General features: G+C 62.8%; 21 protein-coding genes and 1 pseudogene. 10 read left to right on the plus strand and 12 right to left on the minus strand.

All coding sequences use genetic code 11. The features are described 5' to 3' along the window. Positions 1-17: 17 nt before the first annotated feature. Complete coding sequence (locus tag QRN52_RS18405; protein WP_284754832.1) at positions 18-761, plus strand: GolD/DthD family dehydrogenase; 744 nt, start codon at positions 18-20, stop codon at positions 759-761. A gap of 232 nt (positions 762-993) precedes the next feature. Here QRN52_RS18405 and nrdF read toward each other — a convergent pair whose 3' ends face one another. The 4 genes from nrdF to nrdH all read right to left on the minus strand — a co-directional run bounded on the left by nrdF (position 994) and on the right by nrdH (position 5,015). Beyond that, on the minus strand, positions 994-1,968 hold the full coding sequence (nrdF, locus tag QRN52_RS18410; RefSeq protein WP_284754833.1) for a class 1b ribonucleoside-diphosphate reductase subunit beta: 975 nt from the start codon (positions 1,966-1,968) through the stop codon (positions 994-996). A gap of 118 nt (positions 1,969-2,086) precedes the next feature. Beyond that, positions 2,087-4,234, minus strand: a complete 2,148-nt coding sequence (gene nrdE, locus QRN52_RS18415) for a class 1b ribonucleoside-diphosphate reductase subunit alpha (RefSeq protein WP_284754834.1) — start codon at positions 4,232-4,234, stop codon at positions 2,087-2,089. Positions 4,235-4,245: 11 nt separating this feature from the next. Beyond that, entirely contained in the window at positions 4,246-4,716 is a 471-nt protein-coding gene (nrdI, locus tag QRN52_RS18420) for a class Ib ribonucleoside-diphosphate reductase assembly flavoprotein NrdI (RefSeq protein WP_284754836.1), read from the minus strand. A gap of 56 nt (positions 4,717-4,772) precedes the next feature. Further along, positions 4,773-5,015, minus strand: coding sequence for a glutaredoxin-like protein NrdH (nrdH, locus tag QRN52_RS18425; protein ID WP_028267421.1), 243 nt, complete (start codon positions 5,013-5,015; stop codon positions 4,773-4,775). A gap of 522 nt (positions 5,016-5,537) precedes the next feature. On the opposite strand from nrdH, the gene QRN52_RS18430 reads away from it, so the two are divergent. Both QRN52_RS18430 and QRN52_RS18435 read left to right on the plus strand, forming a co-directional pair. Then, entirely contained in the window at positions 5,538-6,515 is a 978-nt protein-coding gene (locus tag QRN52_RS18430) for a LysR family transcriptional regulator (RefSeq protein WP_284754840.1), read from the plus strand. Positions 6,516-6,566: 51 nt separating this feature from the next. Further along, on the plus strand, positions 6,567-7,073 hold the full coding sequence (locus QRN52_RS18435; protein WP_284754842.1) for a DUF2004 domain-containing protein: 507 nt from the start codon (positions 6,567-6,569) through the stop codon (positions 7,071-7,073). Positions 7,074-7,223: 150 nt separating this feature from the next. Here the strand turns inward: QRN52_RS18435 and metE are convergent, their stop codons facing one another. Together metE and QRN52_RS18445 are read right to left on the minus strand one after the other, a co-directional pair. Beyond that, positions 7,224-9,557: a 5-methyltetrahydropteroyltriglutamate--homocysteine S-methyltransferase gene (metE, locus tag QRN52_RS18440; protein WP_284754844.1), complete on the minus strand. Its 2,334-nt coding sequence runs from the start codon at positions 9,555-9,557 to the stop codon at positions 7,224-7,226. Between the two features lie 66 nt (positions 9,558-9,623). Next, positions 9,624-10,592, minus strand: coding sequence for a methylenetetrahydrofolate reductase (locus tag QRN52_RS18445; protein ID WP_269997849.1), 969 nt, complete (start codon positions 10,590-10,592; stop codon positions 9,624-9,626). Between the two features lie 450 nt (positions 10,593-11,042). On the opposite strand from QRN52_RS18445, the gene QRN52_RS18450 reads away from it, so the two are divergent. Beyond that, on the plus strand, positions 11,043-11,246 hold the full coding sequence (locus QRN52_RS18450; protein ID WP_265981384.1) for a hypothetical protein: 204 nt from the start codon (positions 11,043-11,045) through the stop codon (positions 11,244-11,246). A gap of 17 nt (positions 11,247-11,263) precedes the next feature. Here the strand turns inward: QRN52_RS18450 and QRN52_RS18455 are convergent, their stop codons facing one another. The 4 genes from QRN52_RS18455 to QRN52_RS18470 all read right to left on the minus strand — a co-directional run bounded on the left by QRN52_RS18455 (position 11,264) and on the right by QRN52_RS18470 (position 15,782). Next, on the minus strand, positions 11,264-12,145 hold the full coding sequence (locus tag QRN52_RS18455; RefSeq protein WP_502869730.1) for a carbohydrate ABC transporter permease: 882 nt from the start codon (positions 12,143-12,145) through the stop codon (positions 11,264-11,266). Further along, the gene (locus QRN52_RS18460) at positions 12,139-13,065 is read right to left on the minus strand and encodes a carbohydrate ABC transporter permease (RefSeq protein ID WP_284754851.1); all 927 of its coding nucleotides are present in this window, start codon (positions 13,063-13,065) and stop codon (positions 12,139-12,141) included. Before QRN52_RS18460 ends, QRN52_RS18455 begins: the two co-directional genes overlap by 7 nt. A 3-nt stretch (positions 13,066-13,068) precedes the next feature. Continuing rightward, the gene (locus tag QRN52_RS18465; RefSeq protein WP_284754853.1) at positions 13,069-14,424 is read right to left on the minus strand and encodes an extracellular solute-binding protein; all 1,356 of its coding nucleotides are present in this window, start codon (positions 14,422-14,424) and stop codon (positions 13,069-13,071) included. A gap of 104 nt (positions 14,425-14,528) precedes the next feature. Beyond that, complete coding sequence (locus tag QRN52_RS18470) at positions 14,529-15,782, minus strand: ROK family protein (protein ID WP_284754855.1); 1,254 nt, start codon at positions 15,780-15,782, stop codon at positions 14,529-14,531. Positions 15,783-16,037: 255 nt separating this feature from the next. Between QRN52_RS18470 and QRN52_RS18475 the strand changes: the two are divergent. Next, a pseudogene (locus QRN52_RS18475) lies at positions 16,038-16,265 on the plus strand (phosphotransferase); the annotation flags it as partial. Here the strand turns inward: QRN52_RS18475 and QRN52_RS18480 are convergent. Next, entirely contained in the window at positions 16,260-16,385 is a 126-nt protein-coding gene (locus tag QRN52_RS18480) for a hypothetical protein (protein WP_284754857.1), read from the minus strand. The pseudogene QRN52_RS18475 and the gene QRN52_RS18480 sit on opposite strands and share 6 nt — an antisense overlap. On the opposite strand from QRN52_RS18480, the gene QRN52_RS18485 reads away from it, so the two are divergent. Then, on the plus strand, positions 16,384-16,803 hold the full coding sequence (locus tag QRN52_RS18485; RefSeq protein WP_284754859.1) for a phosphotransferase: 420 nt from the start codon (positions 16,384-16,386) through the stop codon (positions 16,801-16,803). The genes QRN52_RS18480 and QRN52_RS18485 overlap by 2 nt on opposite strands. A 13-nt stretch (positions 16,804-16,816) precedes the next feature. Here the strand turns inward: QRN52_RS18485 and QRN52_RS18490 are convergent, their stop codons facing one another. Beyond that, a complete protein-coding gene (locus tag QRN52_RS18490) occupies positions 16,817-17,956 on the minus strand; it encodes a class I SAM-dependent methyltransferase (protein WP_502869731.1) in 1,140 nt (379 codons plus the stop codon). A gap of 210 nt (positions 17,957-18,166) precedes the next feature. Here QRN52_RS18490 and QRN52_RS18495 point away from each other — a divergent pair, with 210 nt between their 5' ends. The 4 genes from QRN52_RS18495 to QRN52_RS18510 all read left to right on the plus strand — a co-directional run. Then, entirely contained in the window at positions 18,167-18,544 is a 378-nt protein-coding gene (locus QRN52_RS18495) for a cupin domain-containing protein (protein WP_284754862.1), read from the plus strand. Between the two features lie 160 nt (positions 18,545-18,704). Beyond that, complete coding sequence (locus tag QRN52_RS18500) at positions 18,705-19,298, plus strand: N-acetyltransferase (protein ID WP_284754863.1); 594 nt, start codon at positions 18,705-18,707, stop codon at positions 19,296-19,298. Then, positions 19,295-20,503 carry an L-2-hydroxyglutarate dehydrogenase gene (gene lhgD, locus QRN52_RS18505; RefSeq protein WP_284754865.1) on the plus strand — a complete coding sequence of 403 codons (1,209 nt, stop codon included), beginning with the start codon at positions 19,295-19,297 and terminating at the stop codon, positions 20,501-20,503. Before QRN52_RS18500 ends, lhgD begins: the two co-directional genes overlap by 4 nt. 233 nt (positions 20,504-20,736) lie before the next feature. Continuing rightward, a partial coding sequence (locus QRN52_RS18510) for a N,N-dimethylformamidase beta subunit family domain-containing protein (RefSeq protein ID WP_284754867.1) occupies positions 20,737-23,543 on the plus strand: 2,807 nt, incomplete at its 3' end.

Genomic DNA, 23,543 nt, shown 5'->3' on the forward strand with positions numbered 1-23,543 from the left:
CTACGAAGGATAGAACAATGGAACAGCAATTCGAGGGCAAAATTGCCATCATCACGGGCGCCGCAAGCGGTATCGGCTATACCGTCGCTCACCACCTCGCATCCCGTGGCGCCCGTGTCATCGGCGTCGACCTCTCCGAGAGCGTCGTGGCCCTCATGGCAGAGCTCCCCGGGAAGGGCCACCATGGCATTGCCCGCAACCTTACCGAGCCCGAAGCGGCCAGTGAGATCGTTGCCGAAGCCATTCGCGTGGCCGGTACCCCGCACATCCTGATCAACTCTGCCGGCGTCGCCCTGCTTGACCCAGCCGTCGATGTACCGGCGGCGCGCTGGCAGGCAACGATCGACATCAACCTCAGTGCCAGCTTCTACATGGCCCAGGCGGCAGGCCGCGTCATGGTCGAGGCAGGATATGGTCGCATCATCAACCTCGCCTCCCAGGCCGCTGTCATCGGCCTGGACCAGCACGCCGCATACTGCGCTTCCAAGGCAGCAATCATCGGACTCACCCATGTGCTGTCGCTGGAATGGGCACCCAGGGGTGTCACGGTCAACGCCGTTTCCCCCACCGTCGTGGAAACCCCACTAGGCAAGAAGGCATGGGCGGGAGAAAAGGGCGAGAAGGCCAAGCGGGAAATCCCGGTAGGTCGCTTCGCCCAGCCCGAAGAAGTCGCCTCACTCATCGGATACCTGGCAAGTGGTGACGCCGCCATGATCACGGGCAGCAACGTCCTCATCGACGGCGGCTTCACCACCGTCTGACAAACGCCCAGCAGACAGGAGCGTTCCCGCACCGCGGGCCGCTCCTGTCTGCCGTCACACCCAAGATCAATGAACGGCACCTAGAGATGTCCCGGTTCAGCGACATCGCTGCTTTCTGTTCCGAACCGTGGGCGCTGAGGTCGGAAAAGTCGAGGTGAGGAACGATATAGCGTTTTCGCCAACCGGCCGGCTGGCAAATCGCCAACTAGCCCCCGGCCTCACACCGACCGAACTAGAACTCCCAGTCCTCATCTTCAGTATTGACAGCCTTGCCTATCACATAGGACGACCCCGACCCCGAGAAGAAGTCGTGGTTCTCATCGGCATTGGGTGACAGGGCCGACAGGATGGCCGGGTTTACGTCGGTGACGGAGGCCGGGAACATGGCCTCGTAGCCGAGGTTCATGAGGGCCTTGTTGGCGTTGTAGTGCAGGAACTTCTTGACGTCCTCGGCCAAGCCGACGCCGTCGTACAGGTCGTGCGTGTACTGGACCTCGTTTTCGTACAGCTCGAAGAGCAGCTCGAAGGTGTAGTCCTTGATTTCCTGGCGCTTCTCCTCGGAGACCTTTTCGAGGCCCTTCTGGAACTTGTAGCCGATGTAGTAGCCGTGCACGGCTTCGTCGCGGATGATCAAGCGGATGAGGTCTGCCGTGTTCGTGAGTTTGGCGCGGGAAGACCAGTACATCGGAAGGTAGAACCCGGAGTAGAACAGGAACGATTCCAGCAGCGTGGACGCGACCTTGCGCTTCAGGGGATCGTCGCCCTGGTAGTAGTCCATGACGATCTGCGCCTTCTTCTGCAGGTTCTCGTTCTCGAGTGACCAGCGGAAGGCGTCGTCAATCTCCTTGGTGGAGCACAGGGTGGAGAAAATCGACGAATACGACTTTGCGTGTACCGACTCCATGAAGGCGATGTTGGTGTACACGGCCTCTTCGTGCGGAGTGATCGCATCCGGGATCAAGGAAACGGCGCCAACCGTGCCCTGGATGGTGTCCAGCAGGGTCAGGCCCGTGAATACCCGCATGGTGAGCTGCTGCTCCTCCGGCGTCAGGGTGTGCCAGGACTGGACGTCGTTGGACAGCGGGACCTTCTCCGGCAGCCAGAAGTTGTTAACCAGGCGGTTCCAGACCTCCACGTCCTTGTCGTCCTGGATGCGGTTCCAATTGATCGCTTCGACGTGGCTAAGCAGCTTGACCTTCTCGGTCATTTCGTCCCCTTAACGTATGTGTTCTTTAAGGTAAGCGTACGACGCCGGGCGCTCACCCGGCGTCGTACTCTTCAGTTTTGAGGCGCGGCGGCTGCCGCAAATAAACAACCGTTATCGGTTACAGCATGCAGGAAACGCAGCCTTCTACTTCGGTCCCTTCCAGCGCGAGCTGGCGGAGGCGGATGTAGTAGAGCGTCTTGATGCCCTTGCGCCATGCGTAGATCTGCGCCTTGTTGATGTCGCGCGTGGTGGCCGTGTCCTTGAAGAACAGCGTCAGGGACAGGCCCTGGTCCACGTGCTGCGTGGCGGCAGCGTAGGTGTCGATGATCTTTTCGTAGCCGATCTCGTACGCGTCCTGGTAGTACTCCAGGTTGTCGTTGTCGAGGTAGGGGGCCGGGTAGTAGACGCGGCCGATCTTGCCTTCCTTGCGGATTTCGATCTTGGCTGCCACCGGGTGGATCGACGACGTCGAGTTGTTGATGTAGCTGATGGAGCCCGTGGGCGGCACGGCCTGCAGGTTCTGGTTGTAGATGCCGTGCTCCATGACGGAAGCCTTCAGCTCGCGCCAGTCATCCTGCGTGGGAATGTGGATGCCGGCAAAGAGCTCGCGGACGCGCTCGGTCTCCGGGGACCATTCCTGCTCGGTGTACTTGTCGAAGAACGTGCCACTGGCGTACGTGGAGTTCTCGAAGCCGCCGAAGGGCTGGCCGGTCTCGATTGCCAGCTTGTTCGAGGCACGGAGGGCGTGGAACAGCACCGTGTAGAAGTAGATGTTCGTGAAGTCCAGGCCCTCTTCGGAACCGTAGTGGACGTGCTCACGGGCAAGGTAGCCGTGCAGGTTCATCTGGCCCAGGCCGATGGCGTGGCTCTGGGCGTTGCCCTGCGCGATGGACGGCACCGAGTTGATGTAGGACATGTCCGACACCGCGCTGAGGGCACGGATGGACGTCTCGATCGACAGGCCGAAGTCCGGGGAATCCATGGTCTTGGCGATGTTCATCGAACCAAGGTTGCAGGAGATGTCCTTGCCGACCGTCTCATAGCTGAGGTCCTCGGCGTAGATGGACGGCGTGGAAACCTGCAGGATCTCCGAGCACAGGTTGCTCATGGTGATCTTGCCGGCAATCGGGTTGGCCCGGTTCACGGTGTCCTCGAACATGATGTACGGGTAACCGGATTCGAACTGGATCTCCGCGAGGGTCTGGAAGAACTCGCGGGCGCTGATCTTGGTCTTCTTGATCCGGGAGTCGTCCACCATCTCGTAGTACTTCTCGGTGACCGAGATGTCGGAGAACGGAACGCCGTAGACGCGTTCGACGTCGTACGGGGAGAAGAGGTACATGTCCTCGTTCTTCTTGGCCAGCTCGAACGTAATGTCCGGGACCACGACGCCGAGGGACAGTGTCTTGATGCGGATCTTCTCGTCGGCGTTTTCACGCTTGGTGTCCAGGAAGCGGTAGATGTCCGGGTGGTGGGCGTGCAGGTACACGGCACCCGCACCCTGGCGGGCACCGAGCTGGTTGGCGTAGGAGAAGCTGTCTTCGAGGAGCTTCATGACCGGGATGACGCCGGAGGACTGGTTCTCGATCTGCTTGATCGGGGCACCGTGCTCGCGGATGTTGGTCAGCGAGAGTGCCACGCCGCCGCCGCGCTTGGACAACTGCAGTGCCGAGTTGATGCCGCGGGCGATCGACTCCATGTTGTCTTCGATGCGCAACAGGAAGCAGGAGACCAGCTCACCGCGCTGGGCCTTGCCGGCGTTGAGGAACGTGGGCGTGGCGGGCTGGAAGCGGCCGTCGATGATTTCGTCGACCAGGCGGCTGGCCAGTTCTTCGTTGCCGCGGGCAAGGTGCAGGGCAACCATGCAGACACGGTCTTCGTAGCGCTCCAGGAAACGCTTGCCGTCGAACGTCTTGAGCGTGTAGGAAGTGTAGAACTTGAAGGCGCCAAGGAAGGTCTCGAAGCGGAACTTCTTCTTGTAGGCGCGGTTGAACAGGTCACGGATGAAGTTCATCGTGTACTGATCGAGGGTCTCGCGCTCGTAGTACTGGTTCTTGACCAGGTAGTCCAGCTTCTCTTCCAGGTCATGGAAGAAAACGGTGTTGTTGTTCACGTGCTGCAGGAAGTACTGGTGCGCGGCCTCGCGGTCGGCTTCGAACTGGATTTCCCCGTTCGGACCGTAGAGGTTCAACATGGCGTTGAGCTCATGGTAGCCAAGGCCCTTGTAGGCCTCCGGCAATGGCTTCTTGACCTTGGCGGTGTCCATAGCGCCCTTGGTTACTTCTGTATCTGCGACAGTCGTGTCCAAAATTTTTCCAGCCCTTCGTTGACCCTTTGGACGTCTTCAGGCGTCCCCATGAGTTCAAATTTGTAGAGATGCGGGACCTTGCATTTGGCGGCGATAATGTCTCCCGCCGCGCAATAGTTGTCCGCGAAGTTGGTGTTTCCTGCTCCGATGACGCCGCGGATCAGTTCCCTGTTCTGCGGGTTGTTCAGAAACCTGATGACTTGCTTGGGCACCGATCCTTCGCCATTCGTGCCACCATACGTGGGCAGCACAAGGACGAAGGGTTCCAGTGCGAGCAGCGGCGCGTCCTTGGCATGGAGCGGGATGCGTGCCGCGTCGACGCCGAGCTTCTGGACGAAGCGCTTGGTGTTCTCAGATGTGGAGGAAAAGTAGATGAGGTGACTCCGTGTGCTGACAGCTTCAGCGTTTAGTTGAGCAGTTGCTGTTGCCAGCGCTGCCATGGGAGTCACCTCGACTACATTGGAATACTTTGTTGTTGTGGCGGAGTCCTGAAAAACTAGGCCACCGAAGCGGCAGCCAGTGCCAGCTCTTCGATCTTGTCCGGACGGAATCCCGACCAGTGGTCCTGCTCGGTCACCACGACGGGGGCCTGCATGTATCCAAGGGCCTTCAGGCGCTCGAGGGCCTCGGCATCCTGGGAGATGTCAACGCTCTGGTAGGCGATGCCCTTCTTGTCGAGTGCACGGTAGGTTGCGTTGCACTGAACACAGGCCGGCTTCGTGTAAACCGTAACAGTCATGGTCCCTGTCCCCTTTGTTGAAGTCTTTGCTCTTCGCTTTGGCAGGCCCCGACCGGAACTGATTCCGACTCCGATGCTGGCCCGCTGGCCGCCTAGGCAGCCAAACTGATCTATTCACGTCTTGCATTCATGTCTTGCGCTGGTTTCCCGCTCAATCCGTAAATCGATACTACATGTAGTGCAAGCGCCTCAGCGGAACCCCAAGATGATGTATTACAAGTATGTCATTTTACGCACCGGTAGTCCACAGGCGCAGGGGGTAAAAATGTCCGGGAATCCGCCAAATCCAGAGACTTAATCCACACCCTGTGGACTACTTAGCCACATTTAATCGTCAGCGTGTCGCCAGGATCCCGGCGTGTCGCGGCATCCTGCAAACACCGTTTCGTGAGTCGCCCGCCACACTTCCAGGCGCCGGTCCGGCGCCAGGCCAACCCGGCAACAGCGGCAGCGGAGACCGAATTCACACCGCTATGCTGGCTTCCACGGCCCTTCGGCCGTCACCGAGCCTAAGGATCACTGATGGTCAACCTTCTCCACCTGCGGACGCTGCTTGAGGTCACGCGGCTTGGTTCCTTCGCGGCGGCCGCCGCCCGGCTCGGCTACACCGCCTCAGCCGTGTCCCAACAGATGTCGGCGCTGGAACGGGATACCAGCGTCGAACTCTTCCACCGTTCCGCACGCAGCGTGGTCCCCACCGAAGCCGCACTCACCATGGTGCGCCATGCTTCCAAAGTGCTCACCGACGTCGAGACCCTGCTGGCGGCCGCCTCGCGCAGCACGGACTCCCCCGTCCAGGAACTGCGGCTCGGCATCTTCCCCAGCCTGGCAACCTACGTCCTGCCGGACATCCTCCGGAACCCGCGCTGGAAGAAGCTGGGCATTGAACTCCGTGTGTGGGTTGCCGAGCCTTCCCAGACCATCCAGGGGCTGCGCACCGGCGGCGAACTGGACCTCGCGCTCGTGTACCAAGTGGGCCAGTCCGGGCTGGCATGGCCGCACACCTTGGATCGGCAGTGGATCGGCGACGACGACTTCCGGGTGGTGCTCCCCGCGTCGTGGGGCATCCGGGAGGACGCAGAAATGCAAGCCTCGCAGCTCTCCGACATGCCTTGGATCATGCACCATCCGGGCACCAGCGACGCGGTGGTGATTGAACGCCTGTTCGCCAGTTGCAATCTGCACCCGCGCGTCGTGGCCTATAGCGATGATTTCCACGCCAGCCTCGAGATGGCGGCAGCGGGGCTCGGCGCCGCGCTGGTGCCGGAACTGGCGCTGAGGCACCGGCCGCCCGGCGTCGTCGTTCTCGATGTTCCCGACATCCGGCTCGCCCGCAACGTGTTCGCCTTGCTCCTCAACGAGAAGCGCACGGCGCAGGTGCAGCTCTTCACGGAATTGCTTGCCGACACGCTTCGCGGGAGCACCGCAACCGTGCGGGCCGGCAGTGCCGCGACGATGCCCAAAACGACTCAAAAGTCAACGCCCAAACCGCGTACCTGAAATCTTCCAGGATGCTGGAACACGCCGCTTGTTTGGGACTATCTTGAAGACATGAGCAAGGTAGCGAGCAAACATTTTGGGGAGATCGAGCTCAACCACGGGCGGGAGCACTGTTACGTGGCTTCGCACGAGCTCGCCGGAAATCCCCTCGAACTGGACCTGAACGTCACGGCGCATGACCACTTCGACGAGAAGGCACTCCACAAGGTGGACTACCGCCTGGGCTACCTCCCCGAGTTGGTGGACCAGGTCCGGGACATGATCGCCGAGGAGCTGGACCAGGACGGCACCAACTCCCAGCAGTTCCTTCACTTCCACTCCAGCCAGCTTAAAGAAGAGCAACTGGAGGCGGTGTTCGGCGTCCGCGAAAAGACGCAGCTCACCAAGGACGTTTTCCTCAAGGCCCTCAAACTAGGTCATGTAGCGATCTACCCCGGCCAGCCGGAGCGCTATTTCGTCCTGGACTTCACCCTGGGCTCACACTTCACCGACGAGCTCCTGGTAGTTGCGGCGGACGAGGACGGCGTAGTGGACGACGAGATCCTATGGGAGTCCTGAAGCAGGACTAAAAGTCCCCACCGGCCCCCTCGCCTCACAAGTTCGGCCAGGGAACCCTGCCGGTGTGGGCCCAGCAAGCGATGATTAAAAAACACCGTCGGCCGGTCACCTTTCGAGGTGACCGGCCGACGCAGTTTGTACTACTTGGGTTTACTTGGCTGCTTCCAGCAGGCTGGCGCGGACCGTCTTGGTGGCCTTGACCAGGTTGCGCAGGGACTCTTCGGTCTCGGCGTAGCCACGGGTCTTCAGGCCGCAGTCCGGGTTCACCCAGAGCTGGCGGGACGGAACGTGCTTGACCGCGGTGGACAGCAGCTCGGTGACTTCGGCTTCGCCCGGAACACGCGGCGAGTGGATGTCGTAGACGCCCGGACCAACGCCGCGGCCGAAGTGGTGCGCCTCGAGGTCGTGGACAACCTCCATGCGTGAACGTGCTGCTTCGATGGATGTGACGTCGGCGTCCAGGCCGTCGATCGCGTCGATGATCACGCCGAACTCCGAGTAGCAGAGGTGGGTGTGGATCTGGGTTGCGTCGGCCGCACCGGCAGTGGCCAGGCGGAAGGAGTCAACCGACCACTTCAGGTAGGCGGCGTGGTCAGCCTTGCGCAGCGGCAGGAGTTCGCGCAATGCGGGCTCGTCCACCTGGATGACCTTGATGCCGGCAGCTTCGAGGTCGGCGATTTCGTCACGCAGAGCCAGGCCGACCTGGTTGGCGGTCTCACCCAGCGGCTGGTCGTCGCGGACGAAGGACCAGGCCAGGATGGTGACCGGACCGGTGAGCATGCCCTTCATCGGCTTGTTGGTCAGGGACTGCGCGTATTCGGCCCAAGCGACCGTGATGGGGGCCGAACGGGTGACATCGCCCCAAAGGATGGACGGACGGGTGCAGCGGGAGCCATAGGACTGGACCCAGCCGTGGACCGTCACGTCGAAGCCTTCGAGGTTCTCGGCGAAGTACTGGACCATGTCGTTGCGCTCGGGTTCGCCGTGCACCAGGACGTCGTAGCCGAGCTCTTCCTGCAGGTCGACGACGCGCTTGATCTCGTCCTTCATGAGCTGCTCGTACTGCTCGTTGCTCAGCTCGCCCTTGTTGTTGCGGGCACGGGCGGAGCGGATTTCCGAGGTCTGGGGGAAGGATCCGATGGTGGTGGTGGGCAGCGGCGGCAGGTGCAGCGCTGCTTCCTGGGCGGCTTCGCGGACCGCGTACTCGGAGCGGTTGAAGTCGGCCTCGGTGAGGGCAGCGGTGCGGGCACGGACGTCGGCGCGCTGGACGCCTTCGGCGGTGGCGCGGGAGGCGATCACTGCGGAAGCTTCGTCGATGGCGACCTTCGCGGAAGCCGGGTCGGCCAGGTAGTCAGCGAGGGTCTTGACCTCGACGGCCTTCTGGTCAGCGAATGCGAGCCAGCTGCGCAGCTGCTCCGAGAGCTGGGTCTCCTCCGCGGTGTCGTGGGGAACGTGCTGCGTGGACGTGGAAGTGCTGACGGCAAGCTTGCCGGCCGCTGCCTTCAATTCATCCAGCTTGGCGGCCGAGACGGCGAGGTCGTTGCGCCAGATGTTGTGGCCGTCGACGACGCCGGCAACCAGGGTCTTGTTGCCCAGGCCGGCCAGGGCTGCTGCGGACGGTACCGCGCCCTTGAAGACGTCGATGTGCAGGGCGTCGATGTTGGTGGCGGCAAGGGTGCCGAGCTGGCCGTCGAGGGCACCGTACGGGGTGGAGACGAAGAGCTGCGGGCGCGCTGCCGCACCGGAGAGGACTTCGTAGGCACGGGCAACGGCGGCCTGGATTTCCGCGGCCGGGGTGTCCTGGTCGACAACGAGTGCGGGCTCGTCCAACTGGATCCAGCTGGCGCCGGCAGCGGCAAGCTTGCCGAGCAGCTCAACATAGACCGGGAGGATATCCTCAAGGCGCGACAGCGGAGCGAAGCCCGCAGGAGCGTCGTCGGAAGCCTTGGAAAGCAGCAGGTAGGTGACCGGGCCGACGATGTACGGACGGGTCTCGATGCCGTTGGCCAGGGCGAACTCGAATTCCTCGACGATGCGGTTGGAGGCGAGCTTGAAGTCGGTCTCCGGGCCGATTTCCGGAACGAGGTAGTGGTAGTTGGTGTCGAACCACTTGGTCATTTCCAGCGGCTGCTGTTCCTTGTTGCCGCGGGCCAGGGTGAAGTAGCCATCGATGTCGAGCTGGCCCTCGGCGTTGAGCAGCTGGCCAAAGCGGGCCGGGACGGCGCCGAGGTGTGCGGTGGCGTCGAGCACCTGGTCGTAGAAGGAGAAGGTGCCGGGAACGGCGGCGGCTTCGTTGAGGCCGAGTTCCTGGAGTCGCTTGGCGGTGGTCAGCTGGATGTCCTTGGCGGCGGCGTCAAGGGCTGCGGCGTCGATCTTGCCGGCCCAGTAGGCTTCAACGGCCTTCTTAAGTTCGCGACGGCGGCCGATGCGCGGGTAGCCGAGAATCGAGGCTGCGGGGAACTGGGTGATGTTCTGTTCAGTCATGGGATTTCCTTGGGGCAGTAGGTGCAAATCGATGTGTCTAGGCGTTTGCGGAGCAGCGTTGGCTGATCAGCTCACAAGTTCTTGCCGGCGGGCGATGGCGCTGAGCCTGCTGGCGGGCCGGGCCGGTCGGGGCAAGGCAAGCTTGTCCAGCACGTCCAGGGCGCAAGTGTGCTCGTTGAAGGTGTACAGGTGGATGCCCGGAGCACCGGCCTGGAGTGCGGCGTTGGCCAGGTCAACCGTGGCGCGGACTCCGATCTTGCGCCGTTCGGCGTCCGTGTCCGCGGCGGCGAGGCGTTCAATAAGCTCAGGTGCCGGCTCGACGCCGGTGAGCTCGCCAAGGCGCTTGAGCCGGCGAAGGCTGGTCAGCGGCATGACGCCCGGAATGATCGGGATCGTGACCCCCGCGCGTCGGGCACGGGAGATCAGGTCCGCATATTGCTCGGTGTGGAAGAAGACCTGCGTGATGGCGAAGTCGGCGCCCGAGCGCTGCTTCGCGAGCAGCACCTCGACGTCGTGCTCCACGCTCGGGGACTCAGGGTGGCGAGTGGGATAGGCGGCCACGCCAACGGCGATTTTGCCCGCGCACAGCAGGGCCGAACGTCGCTGTTCCACGCGGCGGATCAGTTCGATCAGGTCCTGGGCGTAGCGCAGCGAACCGTTGACCGGCTGGCCGCTGTCCTTGGGGAGGTCGCCGCGCAGCGCAAGGATACCGCGCACGCCGTTGTCCAGGAGTTCGCCGATGATCTCGGCCAACTCCTGCGGGGTGTTTCCGACGCAGGTCAGGTGGGCCAGTGGCCGCAGGGTCGTTTCGAGCAGCAGCCGGTTGATGAGCTCGACGGCGGTGTCGCGGTTGGAGCCGCTGGCGCCGTAGGTCACGGAGACGAAGTCGGGGTCCGTGGCCTCGAGCTCCCCGATGGTCGTCCAGAGGGACTCCGCGGCCGCGGGAGAGCGCGGCGGGAAAAGTTCGTAGGACAGGGCAACAGGAGCGGCGCCGGTCAAGTTTGGATGGGTGTCGATGAGGCTTGGTGGTGACATTTGCGTCCTTGGCTGTGTGTCAGCGGGCCTGCGTTCACGGACTTGAAAGCCAGGTCCATGGACTGCAGAATCGGTGAATTGAGTTTGGGGATACACGCAACGAACTCCAGCAGGGCGCAGCCGCGACTGTTACGCCTGGAATGAAGTTGTCCGTGTGCAAATGTCAGGCCCACATGGGGGCACCCACACCCTCCTGCCTGCCTTCAAGAGACAGATCCGGCGGAGGATCGCTGACACGTTACCGCGGTAACTTGAATACGACTCTAGATCGGGGCTCCGGGCGCCACAAATCCTCCGCCGAATTAAGACGCACTTTTACGCTGCGTTTCGCCTGATTTCTGAAGATTGTTCGTTTTAGCTTTCGGTAGGGTCTAAGCCGCAAAGGATACGCCACGGAGTAGCCCGCCGCGAGCCCTCCCCATGACGGTCCGGCAGGACTATTCTTTTGCCATGATTCAGCTTCCAGCCAGTTACCAGGAATACCTCGATGGCAAGGATGAGCGGTTCATCCAGACCATCCGCCCCATCTTGATGCAATCCGCCGCGGACAAGCTCCACGGTGTCCGTGTCCTCTACAACCCGGGGCTGACCGGTCACCAGGCCCACCTTGATGATTCCATTCCGTACGGCACCATTGTGGAGGACATCGACTGAGTCCAGGCTGTTGCCGCTCAGCCCTTCATCGCGCCGGACAGGGCAAACGCGCTTCCGGAGCCCCTCGCGACCACCGTGTAGAGAATAAGTACCGGGACCGAATACAAGATGGAGAACGCGGCAAGTTCCCCGTAGGCGATCGCTCCGTGCTGGCCGAAGAAGCTGAAGACGGACACTGCGGCGGGCTGCTTGGAGGTAGACAACAACAGGATGAACGGGACGAAGAAGTTCCCCCAGGCCTGGATGAAGACGAAGATGAACACTACGCCCAGGCCTTGCCTCATCAGTGGCACGACGATTCTCCGGAGCGTGGCCAGTCCCGAGGCGCCGTCCATCCAGGCAGCTTCCTCCAGCTCCAGCGGCACGGAGTCCATGAAGTTCTTGGTCATCCAAATGGCCATTGGCAAGGTGGTGGTTGCCATGAAGAAGATGGTTGCCGGCATCGAGTCCAGCAATTGCAACTGCACGAATAGGCCGTAGACGGGCACCATAATTGCCGTGACCGGGAGCGAGGTGCCGAACAGGATCGCGTACAGGAACGGCTTGTTGAATCGCGATTGGTAGCGTGACAGCGGATAGGCTGCCAGGACGGCAGCCGCCAAGTTCACGACGGCGGTTCCGGCCGAGAGAAGGAAGCTGTTCACGAGCGGTTGGAAGAGCAACCCGGGCGTCGATACGGCGGCAAAATTGGCGAACGACGGCGATTGCGGCCACCGGGTCTCGTATCCGGCGTGCGGATCAACGGACGCGAGCAGAAGCCATGCAAGGGGCAGCACAAAGCACAGCCCGATCACGGCCAAAGCCGCATTGGCGGCGAAGCGGACGCGGAGCCGTCCCCTTCCCACCGCCGTCGGGCGGTTCCCGGCGAGCAGCGGCGCACGGCGCAGGGAGGTCACGATTTTGCCCCGCGGATCAGCCTGACGTACACGGCTCCGAAGACCATGCCGATCAGGATCAATACCGAGGCGATCGCGGTGCCGTAACCGATGTCTCCGAGCTTGAAGGCTTCCTGGTAGGCGAGCACGGGCAAGGTGGTGCTCGCGTTGGAGGGACCACCGGCCGTCATCACCCAAATAAGGGTGAATACCGCGAGCGTTTGGAGCGTGATCAGCATGAGGTTTGTTGCGATGCTTCCCCGGATGATCGGAAGGGTAATGAAGGCCAGCCGTTGCCAACCCCTGGCTCCGTCCATGAGGGCGGCTTCGGAGATGTCGCGCGGGACCTGGGAAAGGGCCGCCCGGTAGACCAGCATCGAGAACGCGGTGCCGCGCCAGACATTGGCCAGGATGACGGCGGCCATCGGAAAGGCATAGAGCCAGTTGGTGCCCTGGACACCGAACATTCCCAAGAGTTGGTTGAGCGTGCCGTCCTGGCTGAAGTACGCGTACGCCGCGAAGGCCGCAACGATCTCCGGCAGGATCCACGAAGCGACCACCACCGTGCCCACCAGCGAGGCCGTGGCTCCCCCGGCCCTGGTCATCAACAGGGCGATGACCAGGCCCAGGGCGTTCTGTCCGAGGATCGCGGAAACGGCCACGAAGACGACCGTCAGCCACGCCGAGAGCGGGAAGACGGAATCCGTCAGCATCCGGGCGTAGTTGTCCAGGCCGACCCATTGGGGGTTCAGTGCTGCCTTGCCTGACAATGCAGCGTTGGTGAAGGAGGCGTAGAAGGACCACGCCACGGGTGCCACCATGAAGAAGGCCAGCAGCAGGATTGAGGGCACTACCGGCAACAAGCGGAGCCCGCGACGCAGAGACTTTCGGATGGGGGGTCTGCGTCGCAGGGAACCGCGGTTGAGCGAATCAGGGACTGCCATGCGTCATTTCTGCATGACCTTGGAGTCGCCGACGAGTTTCTTGACCGAAGCGTCGTATTCGGCTGCGGCTTCTGCCGGGCTTTGTTTGCCGGTGATGACGGCCTCAGTGGCTTGTTGGACGGCGAGGGAGATGTTCGGATAGTCAGCGGTTGCAGGGCGATAGTGCGTGACGCCCACCAGATCGGAAACGTCCTTCACGAACGGGTTGGCTGCTTGGTAACCGGGATCGGAAGCGACATCGGTGCGGACGGCGATCTGCGAGTTGTTGACGTCGAAGGCCAACGCATTCTTCTTGTTCACGGCAGTGGTCAGGAACTTGAAGGCAAGGTCCGGGTTCTTGGTCTTAGCGCCAACGGCGAGCGTCCAGCCACCGGACATGCTCACGCCACCGGGATCCTGTCCAAACTGGGTGGGGAACGTGGCTACTCCCATATCCTGCGCATAGCCGGCCCATTCGTAGGAGCCGCCCTTCTGCCAGAACGACGGCGCGTAGGAACCTTCCACGGTGGCGCCCATTTTGCCTTGCGGCAGCCACTGTCCAAAGACTTTCTTCCACACGTTCGAATCAAGGGCGTCCGCCGGTGTCACCGAAAGCTTCTCATCGTAGAGGGTCTTCAGGAACTGGAGTGAATCGGTGAATCCCTTGGAACCCACCACCCACTTCTTGTCGCTTTCCGAATACAAGGAGCTTCCCGTTCCATAAAGCAGTTCGTAGAAGCTCTGCATGACGGTTCCCTCACCGGTGGCCTTTCCGGCGTACATGCTGAAGGGAATCACGCCCGGATCCGCGGCCTTCATTTTGCGGGCCGCGGCCAGGATGTCATCCCAGGTCTTCGGCTGCCATGGCAGCGTTATGCCGGCTTTCTGGAGGACTGTCTTGTTGTACCAGATCGCCCTCGTGTCGGTGCCAAGCGGGACGGCGTAGATACTGCCGTCGTCACCGCGTCCCGCGGCCTTGGCACCCTCGTTGAACTTGGACCACTCGTCCCACGTGGCCAATTGCGAGTCGAGTTTCAGCAAGTATCCGGCGTCGACGTCCGAGCGGACCTTGAAAGTGTCCTCGTAGAAGACATCCGGAGCAGTGTCCGGGGAACGCTGGGCCAGCGCGAGCTTGGTGCCATAGTCGTCGTCGTTGGCTTGGATGGGCTCCAGGTCCACAGTGACGCCCGCGTTTGCTGCTTCGAATTCCTGTTTGGCGTCCTGGAAGACTTTGTCCAGGGCCGTGAAGGAGTCCGTCTTTTGATAGACGATCTTGATGGTTTGTTTGCTTACGGCTTGGGGTTGGGCAGAGCAGGCTGCCGTGGCCAAAAGGCCTACGACGCCGAGCAGTGCTGCTCCGATCCGGACTGGGCGACGCATGACGCTCCGATCTTCAAGCGGCTGCAGCCCCCACACTTCAGCTGGCCCAGCCTGTTGCCAATATTGATAAATGCAGCCCTGCGACGCAGGACCTAGTGAAAGCCTCAGCCTTCCAAGAGGAGCCGCTGGGCACGCGGCGCAAGGGTGTGTTCCAATACCAGGCAGGCAGCCCCGATGGCGCCGACGTCTTCGCCCACTCCGGTCCCGACAACCTCGATGCTGTGGATGCTGTTGGCTGCACTGTTGGCGGCGAGCAGGGCAGGAATGCGATCCAGGTAGCGTTCGGCCATACGGCCCCAGAAGGGGCCCCCAAAGACGACGCGTTCGACGTCGAGGGTGTTGGTCACCACCGCAACCGCTCGGCCAACCAGCACTGCAGACTTATCGATGATCGCAATGGCGCGTTCGTCGCCTGCGTCCGCGGCGTCGCAAAGCCGGGCGAATCCTTCCTGCACTTCCGGGCCCTCGGTGCCTTTGCGGCCACCGTTCAGGACACCTTGCTCTTCGGCCTCGGCCACGAGGACCTGCGGGATGCAGGAAGACTTGACGCAACCACGCAGGCCGCAATCGCAGGGGGGTCCATCCGGGTCAACAATGATGTGCCCGATTTCCCCGGCATTGCCGGATGTTCCACGGACAACTTCATCGTTCAAGACAATCCCGCAACCGATGCCGGTACCCATGTACATGAAGATGAAACTTCCAGTGCCGCTGGCCCCGCCTGCCCAGGTTTCGGCGACGGCCGCGCTCGTGACGTCTTTGTCCACGAGGGTCTCAAGCCCGGTGGCTTCGGCAAGGGCGTCCCTCAGGTAAACCCGGTCCCACCCCATCATCAGGGGCGGATCCACGACAGTGCCCTCATCAAGGTCTATGGGTCCCGGCGCCGCGACGCCAAGTCCCGCGATCTTCCCCGTGTCAACACCGGAATCTTCGATGAGCGCCTTGATTTCCTCCGCGATGGCGGCGATGACCCGCTGTGGATTGCTCCCGGCAGGCGTGGGAATCCGGGAGTGCTTCACAACGTCGCCCACGAGGTCCAGCACCACGGAGGTGATGACCGCGGGATCAACGTGGACGCCAAGCGCGTACATTCCGGAAGGGTTCAGGCGCAGGATGGTGCGGGGCTTACCCGGACCGCTGCCTTCCTTGCCTGCTTCGACAATGAGCCGCTGATCCAGGAGGCGGCGGGAGATGTTCGAAATAGTCTGCGGTGAAAGGCCGACGATTTGGGCGAGTTCCACGCGGCTCAGTCCGCCCGACGAGCGCCTGATTGCGTCGAGAATGACGGTCAGGTTGAAGTCCCCCATGCGGGGCAGATTGGTTCCGCGCCTCGGAGTCGGCTGGCGGATCTCAGTCACGGATTCCCCTAAAATCATTCGAATAATGCTGTTGCATTTGCATCGTACGGCACGTGTGCTTGTCCCGGTATGCCCACACGCTCCCCGGGCGTAACGGACCCCGATATTGCTGATGGGAGGCCCTCGAATATGGCACTCATGCCCCAGGCTGAGCTGGAAATCACCGCGGGGTTGGTGAGGAGTTTGCTCGAAGAGCAACTGCCAGGAGTCTCCCACCTTCCGTTGGAGCTGGTGGCAAACGGCTGGGATAACGTCATGTACCGGCTCGGCAACGAATGGGCCGTCCGATTGCCCCGGCGGGAGGCGGCAGCGCAGTTGATACTGCATGAGCAGCAATATCTCCCTGAGTATGCCCGGCAGTCTCCCGTACCCCTCCCCTGCCCCATTCACTCTGGACGCCCATCTGCGGAGTATCCGTGGCCTTGGAGCGTGACTCCATGGTTGGAAGGGCTCTCCGCAGTGCTGGCGTCCCAGGAGTCACGAAATGCGGCGGCCCAGGACCTTGCGGCGTTCCTCGTCGCAATCCACGTTCCGGCGGCACCGGGCGCGCCCGTCAATTCCGTCCGCGGGGGTGCCTTTGCAAGCGAGGTCCGACGCGGTCATGGACCGGCTCGACGATTCCAGCCGCTATCCGCGGGCGGCGCGGTTGCGGACGCTCTGGTCCGAGGCATGCCTGGCCCCGTCGTGGGACGGACCCGGGCTGTGGCTACATGGAGATCTCCGCCCGGCGAACGTCCTCCTGGGGCCCGACGGCCGGCTCGCGGCCGTCGTCGATTTCGGAGACCTCGGGGCCGGGGATCCCGCCGTCGACCTCGCCGTCGCGTGGTTGATGTTCGACGGCGGCGCGCGGCGCCGCTTCATGGCTGCCTTCGGACCCGCCGTGGATGCCGCGACTTGGACCCGCGCCCGCGGCTGGGCTGTGGTCCTCGCGACGGCGATGGTCAGTTTCTCGGACGATAATCCGGGGATGGCAGGAATCGGGCATTTCGGGGTGGGGCAGTTGCTGTCGGAGCCGCACTGACCCGGTCTGACGCCTAGCGTCTGACGCTGCGGGTCACCGTGAATTTCGGGTTCCGCCCGATTTCGGTGGTGGGACCGATCAGCCTTTCAAGCGCCGCACGGTACTGCAGGTGACTGTTGTAGACAGTCCAGAGTTCACCGCCCGAAGCCAGGACCCGTGCCGCGGCATCGAACATCTTTGTGGCCGCCCCGGCATGGACGCTCGCGCCGAGGTGGAACGGCGGGTTCAACAGGATGAGGTCGGCGCTGCCCGGTTCGAAGGTGGACATGGCATCGTCCTGGACTACGGTGATTCGATCTGCCAGCCCGTTGGCTGCCGCGGTTGCCCTGGCGGACGCGACTGCTGCCGCCGATTGGTCCGTCGCGGTAACCCGTGCCTTCGGACGGTTCCGGGCGTACATCGTGGCGAGGATCCCAGTCCCGCAGCCAAGGTCTACGGCGTGGCGCGCTTCGGGGATCCTGTCCAGGAAGCCCAGGAGAAAGCGCGTGCCGATATCCAGCTTCGTGCCTGAAAACGCAGCCCCGTGGGCACAGACCGTCATCCCAAGCTCGGTGTTCTGCTCCGAAACCGGGAAGGGCTCCGGCGTGTCCGGCCGCTTGGGACTGCGGGCGATCAGGACACGCGACTTCCGCTGCGCAAGCTGCGGCTGCACCGATTCGAAGCTGCGTTCAAGGACGGCGTTCATGCCCAGGGACATGTGCTTGACGCGACCTCCGGCGAGCAGGACGGCTCCCGGCGCTGCAAAGCGTGCAACGGCGTCGACGATTTCTTCCAGTTCCGCGAGGGCTTTGGGCAATTGCATGATCACCAGTTCGGCGCCGTCGAGCAGCCCGGCACCCAACTCGAGCTGATCAAAGCGCCCGGACAACCCGGACGCCTCGGCGTTACGTTCCAGCGCGAGCCTGCCGGCGTAGAGGTCCTGGGTCACCCGGACATGCCCGACGCCGATGGCCGCCAAAGCGCCCAGGGTCAGGGCTCCGTAGCGGTCACCGATCACCGCAACGCGGGTTTCCGGATTTGCGATGTAGCCAGCCGCGGTCTCAAGGAGCAGCCGGTCGGTGGCGTCGTGCGCCTGCAGGTTCTCCGCCTCGACATCGGGGAAGCGGCGCAAGGTGCCGAACAGTGTCTCAAGGTGTACATCCAGCTCGGTCAAGGTCACGGTGCACCAATCTATCTCCCTCACGAACCCTCGACAACACAGGGGCGGCGGAGGAAGGTAGAGATTGCAAGTAATCGACCGTCTGACCGCTGCTGAAGGCACGGCACACGCCGCAAGCAGCCAAGACATCAGGGTCCGCTGCGAAGGGCGAGCCACGTTGCGGACCTGGAAGACCAGGCTCCCACTCCCCCTTGTGAGCAGACCATGACTGTCAACCTCGTCACTCAGCTTGAAGTAAAGTCGCACAATTCTCCCGATGAAATCCGTCGGCCCGAGAAAACCGTGGTGGAAAACGTCACTGTCGGTGACTACACCATCGGCCGCCTCAGCTTCGAGCCAGGCTGGAGTTGGGCGGATTGCATCAAGCCGGTGGTCCAAACCGATTCCTGCCAGCTCAACCACGTGGGCTACTGCATTACCGGTTCGCTCGAAGTCGAGACCACCGACGGCAAGAAGATCAGCATCTCCAAAGGAGATTCGTACACCATCCCGCCGGGACACAATGCCTGGGTGGTAGGCGACGAAACCTACTCGGCCATCGAGTTTGTCAGCGCGGCAGAATATGGAGTCAAAACCGAGTAATAGTCTTTACATGCCGTCAGCGCGTCCTGGGATTTTCTCCTCGGCCTGCTGCCGAATAGGAAACGCATCTACAATCGTCGCAAGCGACCGCTCGCACGGACGGTTTCGCACCGGACGGAAGACGCGGCCGTCTTCACCGATAAGTAGAGGACGTGTTTCCATGGCTTTCGTTGAACCAACCGCCGATGTCTCAGAGCAGGCGTTCATTGGCCACGGCACGAGGATCTGGCATCTTGCCCAGATCAGGGAGGATGCCCGCCTCGGCGAAAACTGCAACATTGGTCGCGGGGCCTATGTGGGACCAGGTGTCGAAATAGGCCCCAACTCCAAGCTTCAAAACTATGCCCTGGTCTATGAGCCCGCCCGGCTGGGCGCCGGAGTCTTCATCGGCCCGGCAGCCGTACTCACCAACGACACGTACCCCCGGGCGGTGAGCCCCGACGGCACACTGAAATCGGCCGACGATTGGACCCCCGTGGGCGTGATCGTAGAAGATGGCGCGGCAATCGGCGCCCGAGCGGTGTGCATCGCGCCCATAACGATCGGCAGGTGGGCAACCGTTGCCGCGGGCGCGGTGGTGGTCCGGGACGTTCCGGCCTTCGCGTTGGTTGCAGGAGTTCCCGCAAAGCAAATCGGCTGGGTCGGCAAGTCCGGACATCCCCTTCGGCCGGACGGCGACGAACTGGTGTGCCCCGCGACGGGAGAGCGCTACATCAAAAACGGAGACACGCTCAAAGAAGCACCCACGGTATGAGCAGGGTCCGTGCCGCCGTCGTCGGAGGCGGAATCATCGGCGTCGCGGTGGGGCGTGAGCTCACCCGCAGACTCGACAATGCGGACGTGACGGTATTCGAGAAGGAAATCGAGCTTGGCGGACACCAGACCGGACACAACAGCGGCGTTGTGCATGCCGGGCTCTACTACGAGCCCGGGAGCCTGAAGGCGCGACTCTGCCGCCGCGGCGTGGACCTTCTCCGGCAGTTCGCGGCGGAGAAGAACCTCGGCTACGAGGAGTGCGGCAAAGTAGTCGTCGCCCACAATGCCCGCGAACTTGACCCGCTCAAGGCGATACACGCCCGGGCCATCGCCAATGGCGTGCCGGACGTCCGCATGATCGGCGCGGACGATCTCGCCGTCGTCGAGCCGCATGCCCGCGGCCTGGCCGCCCTGCATTCGCCGCGGACCGCGATAGTCGATTACCGCGCCATCACCAATGCCTTGGCCCAGGACGTGCGTGCGGCGGGCGGGAATATCCTGCTGGGACTGGCGGTGACCGGTGTGGAAGACCGTGGCCGCGAGGTGCGGATACGGTCCTCCAGCGGAACTGAAGCGTTCGACGTTGTTATCACTTGTGCCGGCTTGCAGTCGGATCGGCTGGCATACGCTGCCGGAGACCCCGCGGACCCCCGGATCGTGCCGTTTTCCGGCGACTATTTCCTGCTCCGGCCCGAGAAGCGTTCTTTGGTCAAAGGCCTGATCTATCCCGTGCCGGACCCGCGATATCCCTTCCTTGGTGTCCACCTGACCAAACGCATCGACGGCGCCATCCTGGTGGGACCCAATGCTTTCCTGGCCGGCGGCCGGGAAGCCTACCGCCGCACGCAAATGTCCCCCGCCGATCTCGGCGCCGTGCTGGGGTTCCCGGGATTCTGGCGGTTCGCCGCAGGCAACCTGCCCGCAGCCGTCCGGGAGGCGCGCACGGTGATGAACACCCGTGCCTTCGTCAGGGAGGCACAGAAGTACGTTCCGGACATCCTGCCGGGCGATGTCACGCGCGGTCCCCGCGGAATCCGGGCGCAGGCAATGACCTCCGACGGCAGCCTCGTCGATGACTTCGTCATTACCGGCACGAGCCGCGTCCTCCACGTGCGGAATGCTCCCTCGCCGGGCGCGACCTCGTCGATGGCCATCGCCGAGCAGATCGTGGCCGAAGCAACGGGACGAGCCCGACTCTCCTGATCCAGGGCACCTGACAGCTCCACCCGCGCGGCATTTCCTCCGTGCCCCCGGGGTTCGTTTCGACATCCGCTGGTATTTCCGCGTGTCCGAAGCCTAAAAACAGGTAAACGACCGCCGTTCCCGACGTGCGGCGGCCAAAAAAACGGGTACCGGCACTCGTGCGATGCTCCCGGCCCGCTCCATATGCTTCCGTCATTGAGTGCCTGAAACCAATGACAGAAGCAGGTCGCGACATGAGCAACAACCGAAATTTCCCTTTGGCTGTGCGCCGCGCGGTCCTGCCGACCGTGCTGGCCATGATCGCAACGCTCCTGCCGTTGCAGATGGCAGTCTCCGCCGTCGCAGCCACGGATCCATGCGCCGCGCCGGTCACCAACCCGGTTGCTTGCGAAAACACTCTGCCCGGGAACCCTGCCTCCGAATGGCAGGTCTCCGGAGCCGGAGACTCCACGATCCAGGGTTACGGCACGTCGATGAGCGTCAATATCGGCCAAACGATCTCGTTCAAGATTCTGACGCCCGCGTCGGCCTACCACATCGATGTGTATCGGCTTGGTTACTACCAGGGCTTGGGGGCCCGCAAAGTTGCCTCGAACGTCCTCCCCTCGGCTGCACTGCCGCAATCACAACCGGCTTGTAACACTTACTCCGACACGGGACTCATCGACTGCGGAAACTGGGGCGTGTCGGCTTCCTGGGCGGTCCCGTCCACTGCGGTCTCCGGCGTCTATATCGCAAGGCTCGTGCGCAACGACACGAACGGCGCGAGCATCGTGCCATTCGTTGTCCGGAACGACTCCGCACACTCAGACATGCTTTTCCAGACCTCGGACGAGACGTGGCAGGCATACAACACCTATGGCGGCAACAGCCTCTACAGCTGCACCGTCGCTTGCCCTCCCGGCAACCCGCAGGCCTATAAGTCGGCCTTCAAAGTCTCGTACAACAGGCCGTTCAATTCCGCCGCGGACGACCAAGGGCGAAGCTGGCTGATGTACTCGGAGTACCCGATGATCCGGTTCATGGAAGCCAACGGGTACGACATGAGCTACATGAGCGGCAACGATGTCGCCACCAAGGGTTCCCTGCTGCTCAACCACAAGACATTCATGTCCGTGGGGCATGACGAGTATTGGTCCGGCGACCAGCGCGCCAACGTCGAAGCCGCCCGCGACGCCGGCGTGAACCTTGCGTTCTTCAGCGGCAACGAGGTCTTCTGGAAGACGCGTTGGGAACCGAGCGTCGCCGGGCCCAGCACGCCCGGCCGGACTCTGGTGGCCTACAAAGATACGCATTTCAACGCCCCAACCGACCCGGTCTCCTGGACGGGCACCTATCGGGACCCGCGCTTCGGGACCTCCACTGGTGGAGGAAACCCCGAAAACTCACTGACAGGCCAGTTCTTCATCGTCAATTCAGGAACCACTGACATCACGGTTCCCTCGCAATACAGTGCGCTCCGGATGTGGAGGAACACGACCATTGCCACGATGGCCCCCGGGACCAGCGTGACCCTCGGTGCGGGCCTGGGAACGCTCGGTTACGAATGGGATATCGACGCCGATAACGGCTTCCGGCCGGCCGGCCTCTTCAAGCTGTCGGCCACCACGAACACGTCCGCGGAAGTCTTCACGGACTACGGCTCGCAGACTGCCACCGGGAAGACAGCCACCCACAACCTCACAATGTACAAAGCACCGAGTGGAGCGATTGTCTTTGGCGCGGGAACAGTGCAGTGGCCGTGGGGACTTGACGGGTTCACCACTGGCAAAGCGGTGGACAAGAACATGCAGCAGGCTACCGTCAACCTGTTCGCCGACATGGGAGTCCAGCCGGCGACGATCGTCACCGGGCTGACTGCCGCCACCCGATCCACAGATGTCACTCCGCCGACGTCCACCATCACTTCACCAGCCTTCGGCGCGAACATTGCTGACGGAACCATCGTCACCATCAGCGGAACCGCGGCCGACACCGGAGGCGTGGTGGCCGGCGTCGAGGTCTCCACCGACAACGGAAATACCTGGCGTCCCGCCACCGGCACGACAAATTGGACCTTCACCTGGAATGCGCACGGCAACCCGACGTCCACGTTGCGCTCACGTGCCGTTGACGACAGCGGCAACGTGGAGACGCCGTCGTCGGGCGTTGTCACCAACGTCGCCTGCCCGTGTTCCCTTTCGGGCGTGAACATCTCGCCAACCGTGGCCGACGCGGCGGACCCGACCGCGATCGAGGTAGGCGCCAAGTTCTACTCCGAAGTCAACGGAACCATCAAAGGAGTCCGGTTCTACAAGGCAACCAAAAACACCGGGACACACATCGGCAACATCTGGTCCGCCAGCGGGCAGCTGTTGGCCAGTGCAACCTTCACCGGTGAATCCGCCACGGGGTGGCAGACCGTGAATTTCTCGACGCCGCTGGCCGTCTCCGCGAACACGATGTACGTCGTTTCTTACTTCGCTCCTGCGGGCCACTATTCCGAGGACACAGCCTACTTCTACCTGCATCCCTCTCCGCCGCCCGCGGGTAACAGCCGCGTAGACAGTGCACCTTTGCACTACCCGCGGAGCCTCCCGGGCACCCCGAACGGTCTCTACGCCTACGGCTCTTCTTCGGCGTTCCCGAACGAATCGTATGACGCCGAGTACTACTGGGTGGACGCGATCTTCAATCCCTCGAGCACGGCCCCTGCGGTCTCTTCCACGACCCCGGCCAACAACGCCACCGCCGTGCCCACCAACACCGCACCAACCGCGACCTTCAACCAGGCCGTCACCGCGTCCTCCATCACCTACACCCTCAAAGACGCCACCAACACCGCCGTACCCGGCACCACCAGCTACAACACCACCACCAACACCTCCACCTTCACCCCCACCGCGGCCCTGGCCAACAGCACCACCTACACCGCCACCATCAGCGGAGCCACCAACACCGCCGGCCAAACCATGACCGCCCCCTACAGCTGGACCTTCACCACCACCGCGCCGCCGCCACCGCCCGCGGTAACCTCCACGACCCCGGCCAACAACGCCAC

Origin of the sequence: Arthrobacter sp. efr-133-R2A-120 (assembly GCF_030209835.1) — a bacterium.
GTDB lineage: Bacteria > Actinomycetota > Actinomycetes > Actinomycetales > Micrococcaceae > Arthrobacter.